Source organism: Pseudoalteromonas sp. M58 (assembly GCF_042604605.1).
In the GTDB taxonomy this organism is placed as follows: Bacteria; Pseudomonadota; Gammaproteobacteria; order Enterobacterales; family Alteromonadaceae; genus Pseudoalteromonas; species Pseudoalteromonas tetraodonis.
Genome location: NZ_CP152390.1, coordinates 2,912,732 through 2,936,784, shown reverse-complemented (window position 1 = coordinate 2,936,784; position 24,053 = coordinate 2,912,732). Strand labels below are relative to the sequence as shown.

The window sequence follows — 24,053 nt, the reverse complement described above, 5'->3', positions numbered from 1 at the left end:
ACACACAATGGCCAGTAGACCTGTTTTTATCCCGTCAAAGGACTTCCCATTTGTTAAAGAAGTTATGGTTGAATTTAAGTGGCATGCTGGCTTTGCCGTTTCGCAGAAACAAAAGTCAATTGTGGAGTTTCATGACGCTATTGATGCACTAGGGCTAGGGAAGTCGTCATTAGAGATTTCTTCGAAAAGTAGTTTGGAAATAGGTACTGCCCTTAGTGCATTTAATTTAAAAGTTGAATTAGGCAATGGCCAAAACGTGGCTGTAGAAAACATTTTTCAAGCAGCAAAGATATTTGAACAGGGCGGTCCATTTAAAGATTTGTTAAAAACAACACCACTAGAGGCGAAACGTGATATTCGATTAAAAGAATCAGGTGATATGGTTGGTTTTAGAGGGAAAGAAGGTGTGTGGCCTTTAGAGCCTAAAACCTTATTTTATGATTGGATATACATAAACGCATTATATCGTCAAAGTGAATTAGCCTCAGCCGTTTTAGCGTTTGATAGTTTTACCGATATAGAATTCAATCCGGCTAAAAGCTTTAACTGTCAGGCTCGCTCTGTTGCGCTGTATATTGCTCTATTTAACTCAGGTCAACTACAATCCGTTCTAGAGGACTCGAATAAATATAAGCAACTAATGATGCAAGATGCAGAGGGAACTATACAGAAGCCTGTACAAAAGAATCTTATCTAAGAATAGGCGCAGTAAATAATGGTTCGTTTACTGCGAATAAGTCAGACCTTAAAGAAAGTAAATTAAATGCTGCTTGGTACTGCTTTAATTTTTTTTCGCTTGGGAGATGAGCAGTTTTAATGTTTTGAATCGAAATTTGATCTTTGACTAACACTTCAGCTTGAATATCAGTGGTGAAATGCGACGGTAGGTTTTGTCTACTATATGTTTTTGATGGCGTTTTAACTTGCTCTTTGAACATGTTGTCGAACGCATTTAACCCCGGATTAATACCATAATTTTTTGCTGCATTTGAAGCGGCATTACAGACTGAAAACAAAGTGTCTGGCCGCAATAAAGGCTCAGTATTTAATTGCAAAATACACCAATCAAAATGTTTTAATTCTGGGCGTTTAGAATACTTATTTAACAAATACCAATGAGGGCGAGATAAGCTTAAGTTAATGTAGTTTCTTAAGCCATCAAGCCGTTCAGGGTCCATATGATCAACGTAGTCCCCAGTGTAAAACCCATCATTTGTTAGTTTAAGTTGATCGATTAAAGTTCGGGAATAAATAAATTCCCGCTCTAAAATACTAAATAGATTTTCAATAGTAGTGAAATGGTAGAGACTATCGATTTTTCTTTCGTTAATACGTTGTGCGATTGTCATTGACTATTGCAACTCAATCAAACTAGGGTCTATCTCAGCGATATATCGAGAGGGTTTGCCGGAATAGGTAATGAGTAATGATTTCATTGCTCGTGTCATACAAGTATATAGTAAGCGCCTTTCAGTCGTTAAGTGAAGGTCGTCGTCAGGCTCGCTAAAGCCTGACAGAATAGGCAAATTGTCGTCATTTAAATCTAAAATAATGACATGGTCAAATTGTAGCCCTTTGACTCCCTGCATAGTTAACGCTTTAACTACGGAACTATTGTTATCATTAGTTTTTACTTTTACTGCATTAATGTTAAACCCAGCTAATTGTCTAACTGCATTATCTACACCTCTATTGGTGCGATGTAATATACAAACTGTTTCATTCGGTGAGTTACGTGTTATTTTTTGGATGCTTGCAGCAATAAATGCGTACTCTTCAAATAAGCTATTACATTTTTTAATAACCGGTTTATCACCCTCGGTCGTATTAACTTCTACACTCGTAAACTCTTCAGAGTCATTGTCTTTGGCTAATAATGATAATGCCGCTTTGGCTATTGGTTGGGGATTACGGTAATTTATTTTAAATTCGACTGTTCTACCACCTGCCACGTTTAAACCGACTTCTTTCCAACTAAAACCACTTTTATAAATACGCTGGGCTGCATCAGCAATTATTGTGATGCTATTAGTAGTTTTAGATACAATTTTAACTAATACTGCCATTTGAGCTTTATTTAAATCTTGCGCTTCGTCTATCACTAAATGAGTGAAAGGAGGATCAAAGGCATTGCCTTTTTCCTTGATAATATTAAGAGTTAGCAAGGCATAATCATCAAAATCAACCTTACCTTGCGCTAGCAACGCTTGATTATATTTTGTAAAAACTTCCCATATAGTTTCTCTATCTTTAGCTGTTACCCTATCCTTTGTGCCTCTTCCAGAGCGAACTGTTGATATATATTCATCTTTAGAATTAATAAGCTTACCTTTCAACCATGAAATTTCATCCGTGAAAAAATCTAGGGATTTACTCAGAATTCGTGAATTTTCGGTAGTTTTAGGAATCGAACGGATTATTTGAGCCAATATTGACTGTATTTGATTATCGAAAAGTGTTTTCCCAAACAAATTTTTACCATTTTGGAGGATAAAAGCAAAAGCCCATTTATGAAAGTTTATTATTTTCATACTAGAGTAATCATTTTCGTTAAGGCTATGGGTTAGCGTAGATAGATAATTTGATAGAGTTGTACCGAAAGTGAAAATAGCGACTTTACTAGGTTCAAACATATCAGCATGGGTATCCATTAAATGGCATGCACGGTAAACAGCCACGGTAGTCTTTCCACTACCGGCAGCCCCCTTAATTTGTATTGGGCCTTCATGATTTAATGTGAGAACTTTTCTTTGTTCACCAACCAACGTAATACGCTTTAACAATTGAAATTCCTTTTTCTTAACTTACTGATTATTAGTAAATATACCCTTTTGATAATTAATAGTACTCTTAATTAACTTAGTGATAAACTAATTTTGAAGCAAGCATACTCTAAATGTTATAGCTGTTAAGTATTTGAAGTAAGAAAAAACTTAACTTCCCTTTTTGGTAATAATAACTATAATTCCCTTGTTGGGAACTTTGAGGCAAGATGAAGGTCTTAGGAAGAGACAAACTTACAGAGTTTAGTCAAAAGCATGCTAACGCAAAAAAAGCACTTGAAGTTTGGTTTTCAGAAGCCAATGAAGCTGAGTGGAAAACACCCCAAGATATAAAGAGCCGATATCGAAGCGCAGATTTTTTAGCTGATAATAGGGTGATCTTTAATGTAAAAGGTAACCATTACAGGTTAGTTGTGAAAGTGAGATATCAAAATGGCATTGCTGTGATTGAATGGGTTGGAACCCATTCGGAGTATGACAAACAACGCTTTTAAGGAGGTATTATGGGCCACATTAAGTTAATTAAATCGTCTCAAGATCATGAGCAAGCTTTAGCGCGTGTCATGATATTAATGGATTTTGATCCCGCTCCAGATTCAGCAGAAAGTGATGAGCTGGACTTACTGGCATTTTTAATTGAAAAGTACGAGGAAGAAGCGTTTCCTATTGACTCCCCTGATCCAATTGAAGCAATAAAATTTCGTATGGAGCAACAGGGCTTGATTAAAAAAGATTTAGTGCCTTATTTTGGATCTGCTTCAAAAGTAACAGAGGTACTAAATGGCACGCGAAGTTTAAGCCTGAATATGATTCGTAAGCTAAGCGCGGGCTTAGGAATATCTGCTGATGTGTTGATTAAAGAACCTTGCGCTAAAAGCGCTATCTCAAAAGATATTAATTGGGATGCCTTTCCTATAACTGAAATGCGATCTCGAGGATATTTTGAAGGATTCAAAGGCTCAATAAATGAATTGAAAGAGTATTCAATTGAGAAGCTTAATCAGTTTTTAACGTCTGTACCTAATGGGCTTTGTTTAAAACCAGCATTATTAAGAACCACAGCTCATTTACGCTCTAATGACAAAGAGACTGATAGCTATGCTTTATGGGCTTGGCAAGTTAGGGTTTTACAAAAAGCGCAATTGGAGCAGCTCCCAGTAAAATATGTAAAAGGGACTGTTGATGCTAATTGGATGAAAAAATTAGCGCAATTGTCGTGGTCTGATCAGGGTCCTAAATTAGCTAAAGAGTTTTTAAACCGCCATGGTCTTCATTTAATTATTGAAGGTCACTTACCAAAAACGTATTTGGACGGTGCTGTATGTATTTGTGCAAGCGGGAACCCTGTTGTTGCACTTACATTACGCCACGATAAGTTAGATAACTTTTGGTTTTCTTTAATGCATGAATTAGCGCATATCGCGTTGCATTTAGATGGAACCGAGACTTGGTACTTGGATAATTTAGATGCAGAAGGTGGCGATAAAGTTGAACAAGAAGCCGATGCATTGGCCCAAGAAAGCTTAATACCATCAGGTGATTTGAACCCTTTAGAAATGCAAGATACTAGTTCAGTCCGTAAATTTGCGAGTAGCCTTAGTATCTCCCCTTGTATTGTTGCCGGCAGAGTTCGCCATGAGCTCAATGATCATTCTAAATTTGGTAAAGCATTTAGAGATAAAGTAAGAAGCCATTTTAAAAAATAAACTTCTTATCTTTACGGTTAACTTTAAAGTAAGTGCTAGAAATTTATGGTCAATAATATACAGGCAATGTTGAAGACTCTAGTCGATTAAGTGTATATCGAAGCTAGTAGGTAAAACATGGTTATCAGGCATACTCAGTCCTTTTTGATTTTAAGTATTGGGTAGAGAAACACAGTGCTAAATTGCGGACTGTTCAGCGCAGTATGTAAAAGGTGAACTTTTCAAATTAAGGAAATTAAAAGTTCAGTTTAATATTAGCTTGGTTATATATGAGTATATTTTTTAACAAGCACATGAGCGAGATAAATATTTTAAACGCAATCCGTCGATATGCTTTTAATGTGATAGCATATTAATTCACATAAAAGGATTTCCTAAAAGAGGTTAGCATGGAAGCAATTGATATAATAAAGCTATCGACAAGTCAGTCGGATGAAGCAGCTTTAAATGAAAGCGTATACTTGGATAACAACCTAGGGCTGATGTCATTCACTGATGTAGATGCATGGACATCTAAGACAGCAGACGTGAGTGCTGGAAACGTCATGGTTCTGAATCGAGGTGATTTTTGGAGACGTGGTGAAAATTGGCGCCAAGTACTTCAAAAAATACATGGAAAAGACTGGTCTGATGATATCTTCAACTATTACTTATCTGATTTAGCAGGTAAAGAGTTTCCTGCTCCAAAGGCTTTAGGGGAGCTAAAGTTTAGCCAGTATGGAAGCTCAATTTACGAATGTACAAACGGGAACCACAGAGTAGTTGCTGGTAAATGCTGGCTACTGAGCAAGTACCCGGATAATGCTACTTTCAAGAACGTAAATATAATTTGTTACCCGGTTTACGACGAGTTAAAGCCTCTGATATCTGAATTAGTTTCAAGTAATACAGATTGTTTTGTGGCGCACATACCTGCTAATTACCGAAACTCACGCAATAGCAAAGGAGAAATAATACAATGTTATTTCATGCCTAATGATAGTAGTTTTAAAGTGTACTCTTGGTCTGGAAAAACATTAACTTTGACTAGGCACTCCAAGTTAACTATTGATAAATGGTTTCTCAATAGAGGTATAAGGCCTTTCTTTCAATCATGGGTACTATGCCCAGCCTCTGTACTTAGTCGTTTAATAGCCTGACGTAGTTTTCCGATATTTACTACTAAGTTTGGCAACGCCTCGATAGACGAGTCTTAACAGTAAAGGAGGGCAATTCCCCCCTCCTTACTAATAATTATTAAATTTAAATTACTTGAACATTCTAAATGCCTCTTCTATTGAATTACGTACCTGTTCAACGTTAGTGTGTGCGTAAATCATTGTATGCTTAAGTGATGTATGACAGAGCGCTTTTGACACCACACTAATGTCAGCTCCAGATTGAATTTGCCACGTTGCAAACGTCCTTCGCAAGTCATGTGGCCTCGGCCTGATGTTTGGATTTTCGTGATATAAGCCAGCTCTCTTAATCGCTGACTTCCACACCTTGTCTCCACCTGTGATGTAGCCATATTTAGAACGCTCAGATGCAAATACAAAAGGGGAGTCGGATGCTTGCTCTCTACGTTGTTTTAGTAAATTTATTACAAAGCTATGTAATGGTATTTGATAAACTTTACTCGTTTTAGTATTGGTTGCAGGTATTAACCATTGACAGCTAGAGAAGTCTATTTCATGCCACTTCATCATTTTAACATTCGATAGCCTTGCACCTGTAAAAAGTGCGACTCTGTAGATATCAGCCATATCCTGATTACTCTCATGATCCAAAGATTTTAAAAGTCGTTTGGCTTCGTCTTCGGTTAGGTAGCGATTTCGTTGGACTTCGCGCATCTTCTTAATACCAATAAAAGGGTTAAGTCCGATGTTTAGATCATCTTCAAAGTCAATAACATAAGTAAATGCAGACTTAATTGAAGTTAAACACCTATTGTGTACTGAGTAACCTAGTTTCTCCATCTCACAAAATAAGTTTCTTGCTTCTTTTCTGGTAATTTCTTCAATGGGTGTCTTGCCAATTTTCGGCTTCAAGTGAGTTCGATATGATACCTCTAGTGCATGCGTTCTTCCTGCCAAAGTCTTTCTTGCTGAAAGCTCATTTTCTTTATAAATTTTAAAGATGTCATTGATTATTAATCCTGAATTATGTTCGAGCTTTTGTGCTGACTTTAAGTTCATAAAGCTTATTGCTCTACTCTTAGCATCATCTACAGTAATTTTTTCTGCATTACCCAACTTATGATTAATATCTTGTGCACTCACTTTAAAGCGCACATAAAATGTTTTTGTACCTGATGGTGTTAACGTTAACTTTAGATTAACTAGAGATAAGTCCGAGTATGTTCTCGTTTTACTTTCTGGTAATAACACCTTTATACGTCGGTCAGTAAATTTGAATTTTGTTGGTTGAGTCATTTTTTTACACCTTTTTTTACATTGAGAAAAGGTGTAAAAAAAGATGCTTTTTCTTTAAAAAACAGTGCTAAAACCAACCTGAAAACGCTGAAAAACAGCTGTATTTATACTGGGAGGGGCCACCACTTTTAAATGCTTTCCAAGTAAATAGAAATTCACCTTCCTAGTTTATAAAACTTCATTTCTATTACTTCTATTGTATTTTTATCAGCGCACTGATTTTTTTATTAATTTTATTGAATACATTGCAATAAACACAGTTGAATCTACTATTAAAGTGTTATGAGATTTTATTATAAAAATCTTTATTTTATGACCTTTAATGTCGCTACTGTTAATTGTGTGCAGTATATAAAATACCGCTTTGTTACCCCTTAGGTGCTCTATGTTATTAAAACGAAAAGTATACCTCAGTCTTATTTTGGCTGTTGTTGCTCCTTTAGCAATATCTACTCTAATATTTTCAAATAGTATTCGCTCAAATACAGAAGACAAACTAGCCAAAGTAGATTTACCAACAGCGCTTAGTGAGGTGAAAAGCCAAATAGAGCTGGAACTTTCTACACCTATTGTTGTAGGCAAAGAAATAGCGCAAAACTTATTTGTGCAGCAATGGATGAATAATAATGAAGATGCGCAAAGCCGAGGTAAATTCATTGATTACCTCAAACATATAAAAAATAAAAACCAAGCCAGTAACGCATACATTATTTCTAAAAACTCCCGCAATTATTACACCGATGAAGGTATTTCTAGGCAAATAGACAGTAGTGATACTTGGTTTGATGCTTTTTTAGCATCGGATAGACCATTTGAAGTAGCACTCGACATAGATAAAGGTAGCTCTGAGGTGATGGTATTTATTAATTATGCCATTGAGCTTGATGGGCAACGACAAGGAATTGCCGGAATAGGCCGTTCGCTCGATTCTATGGTGGATCTCATAAGTGAATATAGAATAGGAGAGGGCGGCATTGTTTATTTGGTCTCTGGTAGTGGCGAGATTATGTTGCATGGTAATAAAACTAAAATTGGGCAATCTGTTGACTTGGCGCCGATTAAAAATGGGGCAATTCAAAGTAAAGTAATTGATGGTGATGACTATGTTGTCTCAAGTACGCCAGTAAATTCATTAGGTTGGCATCTAGTCGCTGAAATTCCCCAAGAGCAATTATATGGCGCAATTAATACTGCTATTAATACTAATATCATTTTTGGTGTAATTATTGCGCTTGTAGGTTTAGCGTTAGCACGCGTGTTAGTAGGGCAAATATTTAGGCCAATCGAAAACATTACTGCAGCGGTGAATGCGTTAACAGAAAAAGATGGTGATTTAACGGCACGACTCCCTACTGATGATAATAATGAAATTTCAGACTTAGCGGTTAAGTTTAATCTGTTTTTAGAGCAGTTACATTATATGTTCAAACAGGTTTCTGAGTCGGCAATTCATGTTAAAGGTATTTCCCAAGATGTGCTTGAGCAAGTGCAAGGTGCGGCAAATTTAGCTGAAGTGCAATCATCGAGTACGCAAACGGTGGCGGCAGCCGTTAATGAGATGGAGGTTACGGTTCAGGATATTTCTGGTAGTGCCAGTAATGCAGCAGATATTGCTACTAAAACCGAAGAAACGACGCACAAAGGGGTTGAGTTTGTGCAAAGCACGATTAAACAAATGGAACAACTAGAAGCGTCAATGGCCAACTCTGTGGCCTCGGTGTTAGAGCTTTCGACAGAGATTAAATCAATTTCTCATGTATTAGATGTAATTAAAGGGATTTCTGAGCAAACTAATTTATTGGCGTTAAATGCGGCTATTGAGGCTGCTAGAGCGGGTGAGCAGGGCCGTGGCTTTGCGGTAGTTGCTGACGAAGTAAGAACGCTTGCGCAACGTACCGCGGAGTCTACGGAGCAAATTAATGAGATGATTGATTCGTTAAATGCTAAAGCGTCAAGCACGGTAACAGCGATTGAATTGGGCAGCAAAAACACCCTAGAAAATGCCGAGCGCTTAAAAGAAACCGGCCATACATTAAATGGTATTTCACAGGAAATTGTACTACTAAGCGAGTTAAACAACTCAGTGGCTACTGCAACGCGAGAGCAAACACTAGCAACCTCAGAAATTAGCCAAAATATTGTAATGATTTCCGATTCGGCAGAGCAAACCAAAGAAAATATGAAAAAGTCAGAGCAGCTTTGTAACGGTTTAAATAAAGAATCGAATATTTTAAGGGATTTACTAGGTAAGTTTACGCTTTAAACACGATTTAATTAAAAAATCAGTTGAGCGAGGAAACCATCATAGTTATAGAGCTCTCGCCTATAACTATGATGCTGTAATGGCGGTTAGTTTTTACGGTAAATCTCGTGATCCATTTCGTAAATATTTACGCTTAAACTGTCAGAGGCTCTGCAATACGTTTGCAAGCAGGCTAGTAATTGCTCACTTAGTAGTTGCTTTTGCTCAATGGAACGCCCAGCCATAATATGCACCGCAATATGAATAAACCCTTCTTTACCCACACCTAACTGATAATGCTGATAAGCAATAGCGCGAGTTTTTATTGTTTCTAAATCAAATAAGCCACTTTCAAACGTTGTTGTATGGATTTTTTCCACAAGAACTTGAGGTAGTAAAGGCAGATCTTCTGAGTGTTCAATAATAATGTGTGGCATTTAACGTATCCTCTTTAGATTGGTTTATTTAATTATACCAAACGGGTTTGTACACGCTAACCCCATAACGCTTAATTTTTAAAAATGTGGCTTGAACATATTTTTAGCAATAAACTATTTAAGCAATTACAAGACCTGTAGCGTGTTTAATTTTAGATTTATTATGGCAAATATTTTTGGTTGATACGTTTTATGTCAATTTGTGGTGACTTATACGAAGAGTACACAAGCCAGTTGGTATTTGTAATAAAGGTTAAGCCAGAGGTGCGACTAAATGCGCGTTCGGGAAGGCGTATTACGTCATGATGGCTGTTGGTTGAGAAGTCGTAATAACTCAAACGGTAATCACCTTGTTTTACATTAAAATAGTAAATACGCGATTGCGCTAAGGTGTCGCCTTCAAAAAAATACCACGAATTATGATTCGATAAATTAATTTCGCTAATAAGTGGTTGCTCAGTTTGGCTATCTGGGTCTTTTATCCATAGTTGATTAGTTGCTTGGTTGGCAAAAATTAAAGCGCCTTGCTTGTTTTCATAAGCGTATAGTGTTGGTGAATCTATGGCCTTTGCGAGTTTATTACCCTTTAAGTCGAAGCGATAAACGTGTTGATCATTCGCTACCAATAGGCTTTTACTATCTGCAGCCCAACTCGGTTTTCCATGGTAACTAAAGCCTGTGGGTAATGACTGACTTGATTGGGTGTTAAAGTCATAAAGGTATAGCGCATGCTCACCAAGATGAGAAGCGACAAAGGCAATGTAATTACCATCAGGTGACCACACCGGGTTGTAAATATTTGCACTGAGATTAGTAAGCTGTTTTCGTGAGGTACCGTCTTGATTTGCAGTCCATAATTCCATTGAGCCCGATTCGTTAGATACAAAAACTAATTTTTTTCTGGCTTTACTGTAATCAGGAAAGCGCGTATTAAAGTCGCTTGATAATACCGGAAAAGGCGAACTTGCAACCGCATTACTGGTTTCTACACGCATTAATGTAGAGTCGATATTCCATTGATGAAAATACAAACTGCCATCATGTGCATATTCTGGGTAACTTAAGCCATCAATGTGCGCATTGATCATTTGTTGTGTTTTGAGGTTATAAAAATAACCTTGGCGCTTGCCTTTTTTAACACCCGAAAAGACGAGTTGTGGCTTATTGGGATGCCAATCAACGCCTCTCATATCAACAAAACCTGAAGTTAATTGCTTAGCATGAGCTGTTTTTATGTCGATTAAAAATAGTTCTTCAAAACCCGTTGGTAAATTACGCGATACCACCAGCTGTGTCGCATCTGGTGAAAACACAACCGACTCATCGGTATATTGGCATGCTGACGTACAAGGGACTTGAGTAACTGTGTATGGTGATGAGGTTAAATCGACAAGGTTAAGCTGAGTAAAATTATTATTTTTTTCATCTTCACTTATATAAACCAGCTTAGTGCCTGTGGCATTAATGTCTATATCGGTACTGGTTTTACTTCCGCACAGCCCTATAACAGTGATATTGCCCGAGGCGATATTTTGCTGAATGACTTCACAACCTTGAGCTGCTATACGGCGGTAATAATAAATAAACGTTAAATCAGGACTAAATACCGCTCTGCCCTCAATGAATGGGGTGTCGGTAAGTGCTATTGCAGCTTGCTCTGGTAAATGAAGATCACGTAAGTATAAATTGGCTTTATGACCAGGGCGGCGCCACGAATACGCTAAAAAATGACTGTCATTAGAAATAGCCGGAAACAACTCTCTTCCTGGGCTGGTGGTAATTGTTTCAATGTAATCGTACAAACGTGCTGCATGTTGCGATTGAGCAAGTGGCTGCTTTGCGTTTTCAAAAAGGGCGCTATAACCCCAATAGCTACCTAATAATATAACAATAGCAAGTACGGTAGCGTAAATATACCCAGAGCGAAGCGGCGTATTGTTAATGCTATTAACAGGCTCTGGCGTTGTTGGTTTTTGTACTAAGCGGTAACCCGTTTTACGCAGTGTTTCTATATAGGTATTGTCGGGGTCGAGTTCTTTAAAGCTTTTACGAAGATGCCATATGGCATTAGTCAGTGCTTTTTCGCCCACATATTGATTACCACTCCACACATTCTCTATTAGTTGCTCACGCGTTACTGCGTTTGGATAACACTCTACCAAGTAAACAAGTAGTTCTATAAATTTAGGTTGTAATACACAGGTTTTATCGGCACAAAACAGCTTATTTTCAAACACCGATATTTGGCATTTTCCAATTGAAAATGTCTGTTGAGTATTCATAGTTTGTGTATTTAAACCTCTTGATTAATTACGTTACTAGGCAGTGTTTAATGCAAAATAAAGCGATAGTTGGTTAACATTCGATTTTACATCATTCTAACACGAAAACCTTAAGTGTATGATTATAAATAAATAGATATTAAATAGATATAAAATAGGGATATAAACGAGACACCTCTCATTGTGCTTTTATTCACGATTACTTACAACATGTTATTAGTAAAATAAACCAATTGGTACAAAACAAATTTAATAACTAAAAAGTTAATCAAAAACGATTTGTACTAATGGAATAATAAATAATAAGGGAAGTTTGTGAGTAATATATCAACAAAAAAATGCGCTTTAGCATTGGCTATAACAGCCAGTTTATCTGGGCATGCAATAGCAAATGACGAGGCTATTGCTCGTCAATCAACGGCTAAAGCAAGCGAAGAAGTGGTACAAGAAGCACCAGAAAAAATAACCGTAACGGGTTCGCGTTTAAAGCGTGATAGTTTTTCGGTAACAACCCCGCTGGTAACCATGGACAGAGCGTCAATTCAGGATACAGGTTTAGGCAATCTTTCAGATGTATTAATCGATAACATGCCTGCACTGAGCGAAAGTATTGGTAACACAACCAGCCAATCAAGTATTTCGGGTACGGGTTTATCAACGGTGCAGCTTCGCGACTTAGGCGCTAATAGAACGCTTACATTGATTGATGGTCGTCGTGTAGTATCAAATAGTTACGGTGGTAATTATGTGAGTTTAAATACCATTCCTAGTGGCATGGTGGAGCGCGTTGAAATTATTAGTGGTGGTGCGTCGGCCACTTATGGAGCTGATGCGGTAGCCGGTGTAGTGAATATTATTACCCAGTCAAAAAAAGAAGGCTTTGAATTTCAAGCCCGTGGCGGTGAAACAACAGATGGTGGCGGTCGTGAGTTTACGCTTGATTTAAACTACGGAACGTCATTTGCTGATGATCGCGGTTATGTATTTGTCAGCTCAAACTGGGATCGTGATTTTGGCATGACCTTTTACGACCGTGACCGCGCCAAAATAGAAGCCGCGCATAGTTACGATGATGAGTTGATGTGTAATCAAATGTACACTGCCGATGGTTATCAGTGTATGAGTGGTATTACACAAGCTGATTGGGCAAGCAAAAGCGATGGTACCTTAGGCGGTGTATTTTTAGAAAGCAGCCGAAACGACACTCAGTTTTGGTACGACGGGCAAACGCTGCGTGATGACTGGAAAGGTAATGAAGAAATTTATGGTATAAATTCGTCACAATACGTCATGCTTGATGTACCTAGCGATAACTTTTCGACCGCGATAAAAGTAGATTATGATGTAACAGACGACATTATGAGTTACTTCCAAATTCAATATAGTAAGAGTGGCTCGTTCAACGATAAGTCACCAGAAGATGAATACGAAGGGGCTTACGTACCTCGCTACGACCCAGTGACTGGCGACCCTATCGATGATATTGCGCCAGGTTACATTCCTATTGATAACCCATACGTGCCACAAGAAATTATTGACAGCAACCCATACAAAGACCGCATTTATTGGGATCGTCGTTTTGGTGAAGTAGGTAATATCAGCACTGATAACGACCGTACGACCATCCGAACTTGGGCAGGCCTGCAAGGTATGATGTTTGATGATACATGGGATTGGGATATCTCTGCTGGATACGGGCAATTCAAACAACATCAAATCCGTAGTAACGAGTTAAACACGGTACGTGTCAATCAAGCACTGCAAGCTGAAAAGCTAGCCGATGGCACTATTCAATGTAAAGACGCCGAAGCGCGAGCGCAAGGATGTGTCCCGCTTAATCTATTTGGTGAAGGTTCTATTACCTCTGAAATGGCTGACTGGATCCGTACAAACCCAATTATTGATACTGAGATTCAACAGTACACGGTAATGGGTTATATCACCGGCGACCTATACGAATTACCAGCAGGTAATGTGTCTGCAGTATTTGGTGCAGAGTATCGTAAAGATTCACAAAGCCTAGATACCAGTGATGATATGAAAGCGGGCGGTATTACGTTTAACGTTGTGCCTTCTTTTTACGGTGAAGTAGAAGTGTATGAGGCATTTGCTGAACTTGCGGTGCCACTACTTAAAGATGCGCCATTTGCTAAAAGTTTGTCGGCAGAAACGTCGCTGCGTTTAGCAAATTACAGCATTGATAATATCAGCACTGTTGCCAGCTATAAGCTAGGCCTTTTATGGCAACCAATTGATGGATACATGCTACGTGCCAATTATGCACGAGCACAGCGTGCGCCGACTATCACGGAATTATTATCACCCCCTCGCGGCGATTTTGATTCATTTGATGATATTTGTGATGGTCTAACAGCAACATCAACAAACCCAGGACACGATAACTGTCGTTTAGAGCCAACCTTGGCACAAAAGCTAGCTGATGATCCTAACTTTGAATTTGAAAGTGAAGACAATAACTACTCGCCAAATACAGGTAATCCAAACTTAAAAGAAGAAACAGCCGATACCTATACCTTTGGTATTACTGTATCTCCTGAGTTTTTAGATGGCTTTAACTTAGCGGTGGATTACTACGATATTGCTATTGTTGATGCAATTGATGAAATAAGTAACGAAAACATCATGCGCGAATGTTATGACTCAGAGGCTGCGTGGGGCAGTGATAACGAATACTGTAACGATATTACCCGTAACGACGAAGGTAACATTGTAAAAATTCTACAGCGTGAATATAACTTGGATGAGTTAACTGCGCGCGGTTACGATGTCGTTGCAACTTACAAATATGACATCGGCAGCTATGGCAACTTGTCATTTAAGCTTGATTACAATCACATTATTGAAAACTCGCAAACCTATGAAGGCTTAGATGGTAACAGTGTTACTTCACAGTATGCAGGTTATGGGCGCTCAAAAGATAAAGCCGCTATGTCGATTGTATGGAAAATGGATGATTTACGTATCCGCTGGCGTACAAATTACGTAGGCGCGTTTAAAGCAAGCCAAGAAGATGAGAAAGACTACCTTGAGTATGTTGCTGCAAACGATGAGCGCTGTGCTGCGGGCGATGCCGGTTGTATTACAAACCCAGAGCCACTTGCGTATCAAGATTATGGCTCATTTTTAAAGCACAGTTTATCAGCGTCTTACACTCTGGCACTGACTGATAAGAGTGACTTACGTGTATTTGGCGGTATTAACAATGTATTTGACGACAAAGGGGCATTTTACCCAAGTGGTCGTGGTAACTTTTATAGTGGTTACGGCGGCGGTGCTGGTCGTTATGTTTATCTAGGTGCACAATATAGCTTTTAATAACCTTTAGCTGTATTTGTTTGCAAAGGCACTCCCTCGGGCGTGCCTTTTTTATTGTGTATCTTGCTGCGAAATACCCTTTAAACCATTACAGTATTGAGTTGGTGGATAAAATTTGTTTTATCGCGGTGAAAGCGTTTAGTATAAGGCGTAACTTAATTTTTAATATGAACGAAGGACTTGCTATGAAGTATCTCAAAATGGGTGGTTTAATTGTATGCTTAGCAGGGCTTGCAGGGTGTTCTGATGATGTTGCCTCAGTGAGTCTTGGGCTATTTACCACTAAAGATGTGGTGGTTAATTCACAGCAAGACCCGCTAGTGACCGGTGTAACCTGTCATATTAGCCATATTGAGGCGAATTTAGATTTTTCAGACCCCTCAGATATGTCGATTGCCTGTCGTCAAACCGGGCCAATAACGCCAGACCAATTACAGTCTATCGACCGCAGTAAATCCGGTGAAGTCGTGTTTAAATCATCTAAGAGTATTTTGTTTAAGTCATTAAAAGTGCGCCGTATTTATGATGCTAAAACCCATACATTATTATATTTATCATACTCAACGAAAGAGTCTACGGGCAGTCATCATCATGCGCTCTCTACGGTGCCTTTATACAATACACAAGCATGGCAATGGGCGAAGGGGCAAGAGTAGTTTATGTTAACTCTATTTAAATCAAAGCCCTTATTGGCAGAACAAGAACAACAATGGCTGGTTGATACCTTTATATGGGCAGCAGAAAACTTTGATTTGGATTTTTTTACCAAACACAGCCAAGTTATTTTGCCAACGGTTGAGTTTTTTCCTGACTCGGTTTCAAGTATTGAGGAAATGGCCAGCAAAGTGTTTGCACGTGTTAAGCAATACGCTGGTATGAATGAATGGCCAGTAACCTTGGTTGCACCGCAACAATTACAACCACAGGTGTTTCCACACTTTGAATTTAGTCAGCATTTACGTGGCGAAGAGTGTCATTTAATAGTGCCAGCCAGTCATACTATTAATGTGTCGTTTAACCCTAATCAAATTAATCAACCGCAAGATTTAGTGGCGAGTTTTGCCGGTACGCTTGCCACCATATTAATTCATCACGTAGGGGTATTACCCCCAGGTGGTAAAGAGTATTTACCGCAAGCCACTGATGCTTTAGCGTGTTTTTTAGGCTTTGGGGTAATGATGAGCAATACCGTGTACCAGTTTAAAGGTGGCTGTGGCTCATGTTATAACCCGTATGCAAATCGCGAAGCGACGCTCAGTGAAACGCATACCGTATTTATGCATGCGTTAGTGAGCTACTTTAAGCAAGATAAACACTCCAAAAAACATTTAAAACCGCATTTACGAGGCCAATTTAAAAAAGCGCAAAAAGAAATAAAAGCCTTGGTTAATCAATCGGCTAACCCATTATTATTGGCTTTTTCGCCAGAGCAAGCCAGTTAAGTATGAACTATATCGATGAATTTTTATTAATTGCGGTGGCTCATTTTTTTGCGGTAGCAAGCCCTGGGCCCGACTTTGCGGTAGTCCTTAAACAAAGTGTACAACACGGCAGGCGCAATGCCTTATGGACAAGTGCAGGTGTTGGTGCGGCTATTTTATTACACATAGCCTATTGTGTATTGGGAGTTGCGCTGGTGTTAACTCAATCACCTGCGTTGTTTATGGCGCTTAAATATATAGCGGGCGCGTATTTAGCGTATTTAGGCGTGCAGGCACTGCGCGCTGCTAAACCTACAAATACCTCATCAGAACCGACTGCAAAACCCAGCCTTGCAGCTGAGTCATCATGGCGTGCGTTTCGACGTGGCTTTTTTACCAATGCACTTAACCCTAAGGCAACACTGTTTTTTATGTCGTTGTTTACCTTGGTGATTAGCCCAACTACACCGGTAATAATACAAATGGGATACGGCGTTTATATGGCGCTTGCTACCTGGGCTTGGTTTTCTATTTTATCGCTATTGTTATCAAAAGCGCGTGTACGTGATTTTTTTCAGCAAAGTGGTTATTGGTTCGACCGCGGCATTGGCATTATTTTAATCGCACTGGCTGTGCGAGTTGTTATTTAAAGAAGGAATAGTATGGCGTTATATAATTTTTCGTTTGGCTCTAATATGTCATCTAATCGTTTATTGGCACGTTTACCTAATGCAAAACGTGTGGGTACGGCACTTTTAAAGGGCTATAAGTTAACCTTTAATATGGCCTTTTCAGATGGTTCAGGTAAATGCACTATTGTGCCCACCAATGAACCCGATGCTGTGGTATATGGGGTGGTGTATCAGCTTAATGAAGCCGAAAAAGAGATCTTAGATAAAATTGAAGGCCCTAATTACGACTGTGTTGATTTAACCGTGAGCCTTCTAGATGACGATGACATTAATGTACACTGCTACATAGCAAACACACATGACGACACACTGCTACCTTATGATTGGTACGTGCAGCATGTATACCGCGGCGCACTTGAGGCGGGCGTACCCGAACACTACAGTCAACGCATTTTAGCTTACCCGAGTAAGCAAGATACTAATAAAGCGCGCGCCGAAATAGAATTTGCGGTTCATCAAGACTAAACAAAAATAATAACCTAAGGTAACACTATGAAACTAAAAAAATTAGCCACAGCCGCATTATTGGCTGGCTGGGCGTTTACGAGCTCTGCAGCGGTTGATACCGATAAAATTTCAGAGGTGATCAACGCCTCAATGACACGTTTTGATGTACCCGGAATGGCCGTTGCCATTGTTGAAAATGACAAAGTTGTATTCGCTAAAGGCTTTGGTGTTGCCAACCTTGATACGAATAGCAAGGTGAATAAAGACACTTTATTTGGTATTGCTTCAAATACCAAGGCATTTACCAGTGCAGCATTGGCTAAGCTGGTGGATGAAGGCAAGTTAAGCTGGGATGACCGCGTAATTGACCATCTTCCTGAGTTTAGATTGTACGACCCTTACGTTACTCGTGAAATGCGCATACGCGATCTACTTAGTCATCGTAGCGGTTTAGGGCTTGGTCAAGGCGATTTAATGATTTGGCCAAGTACAGATAAATCGGTAGCCGATATTTTATCTGGGCTGAAATATTTAAAACCTGCGAGCAGTTTTCGTAGTCAATATGCTTACAACAACCTAATGTTTGTTACCGCTGGTGAAGTTGTTGCGCGTATATCGGGGATGAGCTGGAACGACTACATTGAAAAAAATATTCTACAGCCACTAAATATGACCAACTCGCGCGCTGGCTTTTCGCGTATCGCAAAAAACAACAAAAACTGGGCGATCGGACACATCCCAATGGATGGCAAATTGCATCCTTTTTTTGTTAATTACCTTGAAGACTTTCGAGGGGCAGGCGCCATTGCATCAAGCGTAAATGATATGAGCCAATGGCTCCGTACTCAACTTGCTGGTGGCAAAATGCCTAATGGCGAGCAGCTATTTAGTGAAAAGCAGCAAGCACAAATGTGGCATCCACATATTACATCAATGGCATCTAAAAGTGCCTATGAAGCGTATCATCAACAATTTAGAGGCTACGGATTAGGTTGGAGTATAGAAGATTACCACGGCGTTAAAAAGCTGGCACATGGTGGCGGCATTTTAGGTATGGTCTCGCAGGTGACTTTATTACCAGAAAAAAACGTGGGGATTGTGATATTAAGCAACCAACAAGCATTTTCTGCATTATCGGCAGTGACTCATGAAGTACTTGAAGATGTACTCGAGCTTGAAGATAAAGATTGGGTTGAAGAGTTAGCTAAAAAGCATTTTGCAGGTAAAGAAAAAGCCTATGCTAACGCCGCTCCAAAAGCGCCAACAGATATTCAACCGCAATTGCCTAATATAAACTACACCGGTACATTACATGATGATTGGTATGGCGATGTAATCGTTGAAGAACTAGATGGTAAATTACGCATTGATTTTACCCATACAAAACGCCTTAAAGGTGAGCTAAAGCATTACACAGGTAATACTTTTATTGTGAAGTGGGATGAAAAGTTATTAGAGGCAGATGCCTTTATTCGCTTTTCTATGAGCGCCGATAACCGCGTAGAATCAGCGAAAATGAATGCAGTTTCAACGCAGGTAACCGACTTTAGCTTTGATTTTAGAAACCTCGACTTAAAAGCTAAATAACCATAACTTTGGTTAAAGAGTCGTTTAGTATCAACCAAAGTCGCAAAGCCACCACAAGGTGGCTTTGTTATACTTGATGAGCAACTTATTTTTGGAGTTAGCTATGCGCACTGCGATTATTTCTCATCCTCACTGTCGTAAACATAAAATGATTGAAGATCATCCAGAATGCCCTGAGCGTTTAGATGCGATTAATGACCGTTTACTTGCTAGTGGACTGGATGTGGCTATAGAGCAAAAACAAGCCCCTAAAGCACTGCGCGAACATTATTTATTGGCGCACAGTGAGCAGCATATTAAGCATGTAGAAGACATGATCCCCTCTGAGGGGCTCAGCGATCTAGATGGAGATACGTGGTTATGCCCCGACTCTTTAAAGGCCATTGAGCGTGCAGTCGGAGCAGGCTTACTCGCTGTTGATGAGATTTTAGAGGGTAAGTTAGACGCTGCGTTTTGTTCAGTACGCCCGCCAGGGCATCACGCTAACCGAGATAGCTCTTCTGGTTTTTGTGTGTTTAATAACCTTGCGATTGCGGTTAAATATGCACAAAGCAAAGGGGTAAAGCGCATTGCCATTGTTGATTTTGACGTACACCATGGCAATGGGACTCAAGATATTTTTATGGATGATGAAAATGTGTTGCTGTGCTCGTTATTTCAATATCCATTTTATCCTAATACCGCCATTAAAAATAACGCCACACTGGTAAATTCACCTTTACCGATAGCTAGTGATGGTGCTGATTTAAAAGCACTTTATGAGCAGCAATGGCTACCAAAATTAACAGAATTTAAGCCTGAGCTACTTTTTATAAGCGCGGGATTTGACGCACATTTAGAAGATGACATGGCCAGTCTTAAGTTTGTTGAAAGTGATTATATATGGCTTACTGAGCAGTTAGCGCAATTTAGCCAACAGCATCATTGTTTAGGTATTATTTCTTATTTAGAGGGAGGATACTCACTGTCGGCCCTCGGGCGCAGCGCGATTGCACACGTTAAAGCGCTAGTTGATTTCGGCGAGTAACCTGAATGCCTGATCTGGAGTTAGCTGCTCTATTTTACTTAAGCAGCATTGCCCTTCTTTTGCTAAATATTCTTTTACTAGCTCTGCTAATTGGCTTGCACTGAGCGCCGTGAGCGAATGGCCGCTTAAGCTTTGATAGCCACTAACCTTATCTAAAATAATGACTTTTTGCTGTTCACTTGCTTCCATAGTGTAAATAAAGTCGTGTAAATCATTGGCGTGCTCTATTAGCTCAATTTCATTATTATAAATAATAATTTGTGGGTAACTGATGCTCATCTATTGTCCTAAATCAAATTGTTTTTTTACTGAATAATTTATAATCATTAATTGGTTTAATTTTGGAAGTAGAAGCAATGCCTCACACTAGCCGCTATCAAAAAGTATGCGATGTTTTTACCAATAAGGTGATCGCCTGCGCTAAGGATACCCCTTTAATTGAAGCGGTGAAACTAATGCGAGCGCACAATGTTAGCGCTATTTTTGTAAAACAACAGCAACAAATAATAGGCGTATGGACTGAAACCGATTGTTTAACACTTAACTTTTCTAATCGCTCACTTAGGCAGTTAGCGATTGAAAGCGTTATGTCGAGCCCTGTATTGAGTGTGCCCAGCCAACAATTATTAACCGAGACGGCCATGGTGTTTAATAAGCAGGGTGTAAGGCATTTGTTAGTAACCGATACAAATGACATTCCCAGCGGCGTGATCAGCATTACGGATATTGTAAACAATCAAGGGCTAGAGCATTACTTACAATTTAGACCTATTAATGATCAATATAATAAAAACATACGGATAGTACCGAGTTCATTGGCAATCAATGACGCGGTGAGCATGATGCGTGAATATGCAGAGAAAGTGATTTTGGTGTTTAATGAGGATGAAAATGCCCATGGCATTATTACCCAGCGCGACTTACTTAAGCTCATCACCGAGCAGCACAATCATCTTGTTTGTTGGGATTTAGCCAGTCGCCCCCTTTATCAGATAAGCCCCCAAGACAGCCTTTTTGATGCTTACAGGTTGATGTCTGAAAGTAACATTCGACATTTAGTAGTAAGCGAAAATAATCAAATTAACGGTGTATTATCGCTTGAAAACTTAATTAATGAAATTGAAACGGCTTATTGTTGTGAGCTTGAAAAAGTACTTCAGCAGCGTGATATTGCATTGCAGCATTCGCAGCGTAACTTATTTTTAGCCAATAAAATTATCGACTCCTCTTTGGATGGCATCATGATCACTGATGCTAACGGCGTCATTATGCAAGTAAACCCCGCATTTACCCATTTAACCGGTTACAAAGAATATGAGGTGATAGGTAAGCGACCCAATATGTTGAGTTCAGGGCGTCATGATAAAAACTTTTATATAAAAATGTGGGATTCGCTTGCCAAAACAGGGGTATGGCAGGGGGAAATTCATAATCGTAAAAAATCTGGCGATATTTATATTGAGTGGCTCAGTATTATAGAAATAAAAGAGCCAAGTCATAGTGATGTGATTTACGCCGCTATTTTTAGTGACATAACTGAGCGAAAAAGCGCAGAAGAAAAAGTGGTGCAGTTAGCGTATTTTGATGAGCTAACTGGCTTACCTAACCGGCGTTTATTTAACGATAGACTCTCTATGGCACTGGCCTCAGCGCACAGAGATAAACAGATGCTAGCGGTAATGTTTATTGACCTTGACCGTTTTAAAGAGGTGAATGACAGCTTAGGCCATAATGCCGGTGATACCTTATTAAAATTAGTCTCTGAGCGCATTATTAACACCCTCAATGAGGGAGATACACTGGCGCGATTAGGGGGGGACGAGTTTATTGTATTGTGCGAAATAAACAATGTCGAAGGCGCTATCACCCTTGCTGAGAGTATTTTAAATCACTTAAATACACCGTTTAAGCTTGAAGGCTTTGAGGTTGGTGTTACCGCGTCTATAGGGGCGGCTGTTTACCCTGATGATGGCTTGGACAGTGAAACATTATTAAAGCATGCTGATATTGCCATGTACCGCTCAAAAGATGTCGGTCGCAATTCGTTTCAGTTGTTTCAACCCTCAATGAATGCACGATCTTTAGAGCGTTTAGCGATGATGAGTCGCTTTCAACATGCGCTAGAAAATAATGAGTTTGAGCTTTATTTTCAGCCTAAGCAATGTTTAAAAACAGGGTTGATTATGGGAGCTGAAGCACTACTGCGTTGGCATGACCCTGATTTAGGCACTATTTCACCAGCGCAGTTTATTCCGCTTGCTGAAGAGCTAGGTTTAGTGGTGCGTTTAGATTTATGGGTTATAAACCAAGCAGGTAAAGAGTTAACCCTTTGGCAAGCGCAGGGGATTGATGCCGGACGTTTAGCGATTAATGTCTCTGCGTGTCATTTAAGCCAAGGTAAGTTGGCTGATAATATTAAAGCGATGCTTACTCGTTACCAATTACCTGGCAGCTTACTTGAAATTGAGCTGACCGAAAGCAGCTTTATTAGCTCGTTTTCACAGGCAAAAGAGCAACTACAACAGCTCAAAGCGCTGGGCGTGCATATTGCGCTGGATGATTTTGGTACGGGGTATTCTGCACTCAGTTATTTAACCAAATTACCGTTTAACACATTAAAAATTGATGCGAGCTTTATTGCTAAGATTCCTGATGAGTATGGCAATAGCCAAATTGTGGCGGCCATTATAGCCATGGCGACAAGTTTAGGATTGGATGTGGTTGCTGAGGGCGTTGAGCATGCCTCGCAAGAGGCACACTTAGTCGAAATAGGCTGCAATGTTATTCAGGGCTATTATTATTGCCATCCATTAACGCAGCAGCAATGGATAGCATTTTATAACCAAGCTACTAACGGTTACTCTGTACCTACACTCACTTCATAAGAGGTGAACTTACGAATATTAATAACGCCGCTATCAAAAATTAAATATTGGCCTTTAATGCCTTGTAAAATACCGCTAACAACGGGGTTTTTATCAAAGTTAAATGAGCTAATTTTACTTGGGTATTCGCTTACAGGAAAATCAAGATTCACAACGTCTTGGTCAAGCTGTTCAATAGCGGTTGCGCCAAATAATTCACTCAGCTCTGTTAGTTTTTCGCTAATTTGTGGAATAAGCTCAGCAGCCGCTGCTTTTAAATCAAGAACGTCGTTTTGTCCTTTGAGCATATTGCGCCAATTGGTTTTATCAGCAATAAACTGAGCGAGCGCCACTTCCACTAAGCCCGACTGTAAACGAGTTTGTACTTTAAAAATAGGTAATGCTTGGGTTGCCCCTTGGTCAATCCAACGGGTAGGTATTTGGGTGTGGCGAGTAATGCCTACTTTTAAACCTGATGTATTAGCTAGATACACATAATGCGGGATCATGCAGTTTTCTTCGCCCCACTGTGGCTCGCGGCAGGTGCCTTGATCGTAATGGCAGGTTTCAGGTTTCATGATACACATGTCGCAACTTGCAAGCTTGCGCATACATACAAAGCAATGCCCTTGAGAATAGCTTTTTTTAGTTTTTTTACCACAGTTAGAACACAAAATTGTGCCACTAAAAGTGAGAGTCAATTGTTTACCTATTAAAGCATTTAAATCAACCAGTTCATCACCTACAGGTAAATGATATTGAACGGGTTCTGTTAAGCTCGACTTTAATTTACGCAGTGTACCTTGCATCTTTAC

At 39.4% G+C, this 24,053-nt stretch carries 20 protein-coding genes; 13 read left to right on the top strand and 7 right to left on the bottom strand.

Annotation, left to right across the window (positions count from 1 at the left end; genetic code table 11):
• Positions 1-7: 7 nt before the first annotated feature.
• Positions 8-697 carry a DUF6977 family protein gene (locus tag AAGD16_RS13495; protein WP_377112383.1) on the top strand — a complete coding sequence of 230 codons (690 nt, stop codon included), beginning with the start codon at positions 8-10 and terminating at the stop codon, positions 695-697.
• On the opposite strand, the gene AAGD16_RS13490 is transcribed toward AAGD16_RS13495, so the two are convergent.
• Together AAGD16_RS13490 and AAGD16_RS13485 are read right to left on the bottom strand one after the other, a co-directional pair.
• Positions 690-1,349, bottom strand: coding sequence for a DarT ssDNA thymidine ADP-ribosyltransferase family protein (locus AAGD16_RS13490; RefSeq protein WP_377112380.1), 660 nt, complete (start codon positions 1,347-1,349; stop codon positions 690-692). The two genes, AAGD16_RS13495 and AAGD16_RS13490, sit on opposite strands and share 8 nt — an antisense overlap.
• Positions 1,350-1,352: 3 nt before the next feature.
• Positions 1,353-2,783 (bottom strand): UvrD-helicase domain-containing protein, encoded by a 1,431-nt coding sequence (locus AAGD16_RS13485; RefSeq protein ID WP_377112377.1) that lies wholly within the window; start codon positions 2,781-2,783, stop codon positions 1,353-1,355.
• A gap of 209 nt (positions 2,784-2,992) precedes the next feature.
• On the opposite strand from AAGD16_RS13485, the gene AAGD16_RS13480 reads away from it, so the two are divergent.
• The 3 genes from AAGD16_RS13480 to AAGD16_RS13470 all read left to right on the top strand — a co-directional run bounded on the left by AAGD16_RS13480 (position 2,993) and on the right by AAGD16_RS13470 (position 5,628).
• On the top strand, positions 2,993-3,277 hold the full coding sequence (locus AAGD16_RS13480) for a type II toxin-antitoxin system HigB family toxin (protein ID WP_182769423.1): 285 nt from the start codon (positions 2,993-2,995) through the stop codon (positions 3,275-3,277).
• Positions 3,278-3,286: 9 nt separating this feature from the next.
• Complete coding sequence (locus AAGD16_RS13475; RefSeq protein ID WP_377112373.1) at positions 3,287-4,489, top strand: ImmA/IrrE family metallo-endopeptidase; 1,203 nt, start codon at positions 3,287-3,289, stop codon at positions 4,487-4,489.
• Between the two features lie 389 nt (positions 4,490-4,878).
• Complete coding sequence (locus tag AAGD16_RS13470) at positions 4,879-5,628, top strand: hypothetical protein (RefSeq protein WP_377112370.1); 750 nt, start codon at positions 4,879-4,881, stop codon at positions 5,626-5,628.
• 108 nt (positions 5,629-5,736) lie between these two features.
• On the opposite strand, the gene AAGD16_RS13465 is transcribed toward AAGD16_RS13470, so the two are convergent.
• Positions 5,737-6,903, bottom strand: coding sequence for a tyrosine-type recombinase/integrase (locus AAGD16_RS13465; RefSeq protein ID WP_377112367.1), 1,167 nt, complete (start codon positions 6,901-6,903; stop codon positions 5,737-5,739).
• 385 nt (positions 6,904-7,288) lie between these two features.
• On the opposite strand from AAGD16_RS13465, the gene AAGD16_RS13460 reads away from it, so the two are divergent.
• Positions 7,289-9,166 carry a methyl-accepting chemotaxis protein gene (locus AAGD16_RS13460; protein WP_377112364.1) on the top strand — a complete coding sequence of 626 codons (1,878 nt, stop codon included), beginning with the start codon at positions 7,289-7,291 and terminating at the stop codon, positions 9,164-9,166.
• A gap of 86 nt (positions 9,167-9,252) precedes the next feature.
• Here the strand turns inward: AAGD16_RS13460 and AAGD16_RS13455 are convergent, their stop codons facing one another.
• Entirely contained in the window at positions 9,253-9,582 is a 330-nt protein-coding gene (locus tag AAGD16_RS13455; RefSeq protein ID WP_013465979.1) for a 5-carboxymethyl-2-hydroxymuconate Delta-isomerase, read from the bottom strand.
• Positions 9,583-9,743: 161 nt separating this feature from the next.
• A complete protein-coding gene (locus AAGD16_RS13450; protein WP_368485092.1) occupies positions 9,744-11,864 on the bottom strand; it encodes a winged helix-turn-helix domain-containing protein in 2,121 nt (706 codons plus the stop codon).
• A 315-nt stretch (positions 11,865-12,179) separates the two neighbouring features.
• Between AAGD16_RS13450 and AAGD16_RS13445 the strand changes: the two genes are divergently transcribed.
• The 7 genes from AAGD16_RS13445 (at position 12,180) to AAGD16_RS13415 (ending at position 20,374) form a co-directional block, all read left to right on the top strand.
• Positions 12,180-15,200 carry a TonB-dependent receptor domain-containing protein gene (locus AAGD16_RS13445; RefSeq protein WP_377112360.1) on the top strand — a complete coding sequence of 1,007 codons (3,021 nt, stop codon included), beginning with the start codon at positions 12,180-12,182 and terminating at the stop codon, positions 15,198-15,200.
• A 185-nt stretch (positions 15,201-15,385) separates the two neighbouring features.
• A complete protein-coding gene (locus tag AAGD16_RS13440; protein WP_013465976.1) occupies positions 15,386-15,856 on the top strand; it encodes a CreA family protein in 471 nt (156 codons plus the stop codon).
• Positions 15,857-15,859: 3 nt separating this feature from the next.
• Positions 15,860-16,642, top strand: a complete 783-nt coding sequence (locus tag AAGD16_RS13435) for a hypothetical protein (protein ID WP_290172787.1) — start codon at positions 15,860-15,862, stop codon at positions 16,640-16,642.
• 2 nt (positions 16,643-16,644) lie between these two features.
• Entirely contained in the window at positions 16,645-17,271 is a 627-nt protein-coding gene (locus AAGD16_RS13430; protein ID WP_024601704.1) for a LysE family translocator, read from the top strand.
• 12 nt (positions 17,272-17,283) lie between these two features.
• Positions 17,284-17,778 (top strand): gamma-glutamylcyclotransferase family protein, encoded by a 495-nt coding sequence (locus AAGD16_RS13425; protein ID WP_013465973.1) that lies wholly within the window; start codon positions 17,284-17,286, stop codon positions 17,776-17,778.
• A 27-nt stretch (positions 17,779-17,805) separates the two neighbouring features.
• Entirely contained in the window at positions 17,806-19,347 is a 1,542-nt protein-coding gene (locus tag AAGD16_RS13420; protein WP_377112355.1) for a serine hydrolase, read from the top strand.
• 103 nt (positions 19,348-19,450) lie between these two features.
• Positions 19,451-20,374 (top strand): histone deacetylase family protein, encoded by a 924-nt coding sequence (locus AAGD16_RS13415; RefSeq protein WP_033103750.1) that lies wholly within the window; start codon positions 19,451-19,453, stop codon positions 20,372-20,374.
• On the opposite strand, the gene AAGD16_RS13410 is transcribed toward AAGD16_RS13415, so the two are convergent.
• Positions 20,354-20,653: a DUF4144 family protein gene (locus AAGD16_RS13410; RefSeq protein WP_028835587.1), complete on the bottom strand. Its 300-nt coding sequence runs from the start codon at positions 20,651-20,653 to the stop codon at positions 20,354-20,356. The genes AAGD16_RS13415 and AAGD16_RS13410 overlap by 21 nt on opposite strands.
• A 77-nt stretch (positions 20,654-20,730) precedes the next feature.
• Between AAGD16_RS13410 and AAGD16_RS13405 the strand changes: the two genes are divergently transcribed.
• A complete protein-coding gene (locus AAGD16_RS13405) occupies positions 20,731-23,259 on the top strand; it encodes an EAL domain-containing protein (RefSeq protein ID WP_033103749.1) in 2,529 nt (842 codons plus the stop codon).
• On the opposite strand, the gene AAGD16_RS13400 is transcribed toward AAGD16_RS13405, so the two are convergent.
• Positions 23,232-24,047: a DUF2797 domain-containing protein gene (locus tag AAGD16_RS13400; RefSeq protein WP_033103716.1), complete on the bottom strand. Its 816-nt coding sequence runs from the start codon at positions 24,045-24,047 to the stop codon at positions 23,232-23,234. The genes AAGD16_RS13405 and AAGD16_RS13400 overlap by 28 nt on opposite strands.
• Between the last annotated feature and the right edge of the window lie 6 nt (positions 24,048-24,053).

Bases quoted from the DNA above. Each gene is read 5' to 3' on its own strand.
- AAGD16_RS13410 (WP_028835587.1), bottom strand. From the start codon at position 20,653: ATGAGCATCAGTTACCCACAAATTATTATTTATAATAATGAAATTGAG.
- AAGD16_RS13415 (WP_033103750.1), top strand. From the start codon at position 19,451: ATGCGCACTGCGATTATTTCTCATCCTCACTGTCGTAAACATAAAATG.
- AAGD16_RS13420 (WP_377112355.1), top strand. From the start codon at position 17,806: ATGAAACTAAAAAAATTAGCCACAGCCGCATTATTGGCTGGCTGGGCG.
- AAGD16_RS13465 (WP_377112367.1), bottom strand. From the start codon at position 6,903: ATGACTCAACCAACAAAATTCAAATTTACTGACCGACGTATAAAGGTG.
- AAGD16_RS13440 (WP_013465976.1), top strand. From the start codon at position 15,386: ATGAAGTATCTCAAAATGGGTGGTTTAATTGTATGCTTAGCAGGGCTT.
- AAGD16_RS13480 (WP_182769423.1), top strand. From the start codon at position 2,993: ATGAAGGTCTTAGGAAGAGACAAACTTACAGAGTTTAGTCAAAAGCAT.
- AAGD16_RS13425 (WP_013465973.1), top strand. From the start codon at position 17,284: ATGGCGTTATATAATTTTTCGTTTGGCTCTAATATGTCATCTAATCGT.
- AAGD16_RS13430 (WP_024601704.1), top strand. From the start codon at position 16,645: ATGAACTATATCGATGAATTTTTATTAATTGCGGTGGCTCATTTTTTT.
- AAGD16_RS13460 (WP_377112364.1), top strand. From the start codon at position 7,289: ATGTTATTAAAACGAAAAGTATACCTCAGTCTTATTTTGGCTGTTGTT.
- AAGD16_RS13495 (WP_377112383.1), top strand. From the start codon at position 8: ATGGCCAGTAGACCTGTTTTTATCCCGTCAAAGGACTTCCCATTTGTT.
- AAGD16_RS13400 (WP_033103716.1), bottom strand. From the start codon at position 24,047: ATGCAAGGTACACTGCGTAAATTAAAGTCGAGCTTAACAGAACCCGTT.
- AAGD16_RS13490 (WP_377112380.1), bottom strand. From the start codon at position 1,349: ATGACAATCGCACAACGTATTAACGAAAGAAAAATCGATAGTCTCTAC.
- AAGD16_RS13455 (WP_013465979.1), bottom strand. From the start codon at position 9,582: ATGCCACACATTATTATTGAACACTCAGAAGATCTGCCTTTACTACCT.
- AAGD16_RS13470 (WP_377112370.1), top strand. From the start codon at position 4,879: ATGGAAGCAATTGATATAATAAAGCTATCGACAAGTCAGTCGGATGAA.
- AAGD16_RS13435 (WP_290172787.1), top strand. From the start codon at position 15,860: ATGTTAACTCTATTTAAATCAAAGCCCTTATTGGCAGAACAAGAACAA.
- AAGD16_RS13450 (WP_368485092.1), bottom strand. From the start codon at position 11,864: ATGAATACTCAACAGACATTTTCAATTGGAAAATGCCAAATATCGGTG.
- AAGD16_RS13475 (WP_377112373.1), top strand. From the start codon at position 3,287: ATGGGCCACATTAAGTTAATTAAATCGTCTCAAGATCATGAGCAAGCT.
- AAGD16_RS13405 (WP_033103749.1), top strand. From the start codon at position 20,731: ATGCCTCACACTAGCCGCTATCAAAAAGTATGCGATGTTTTTACCAAT.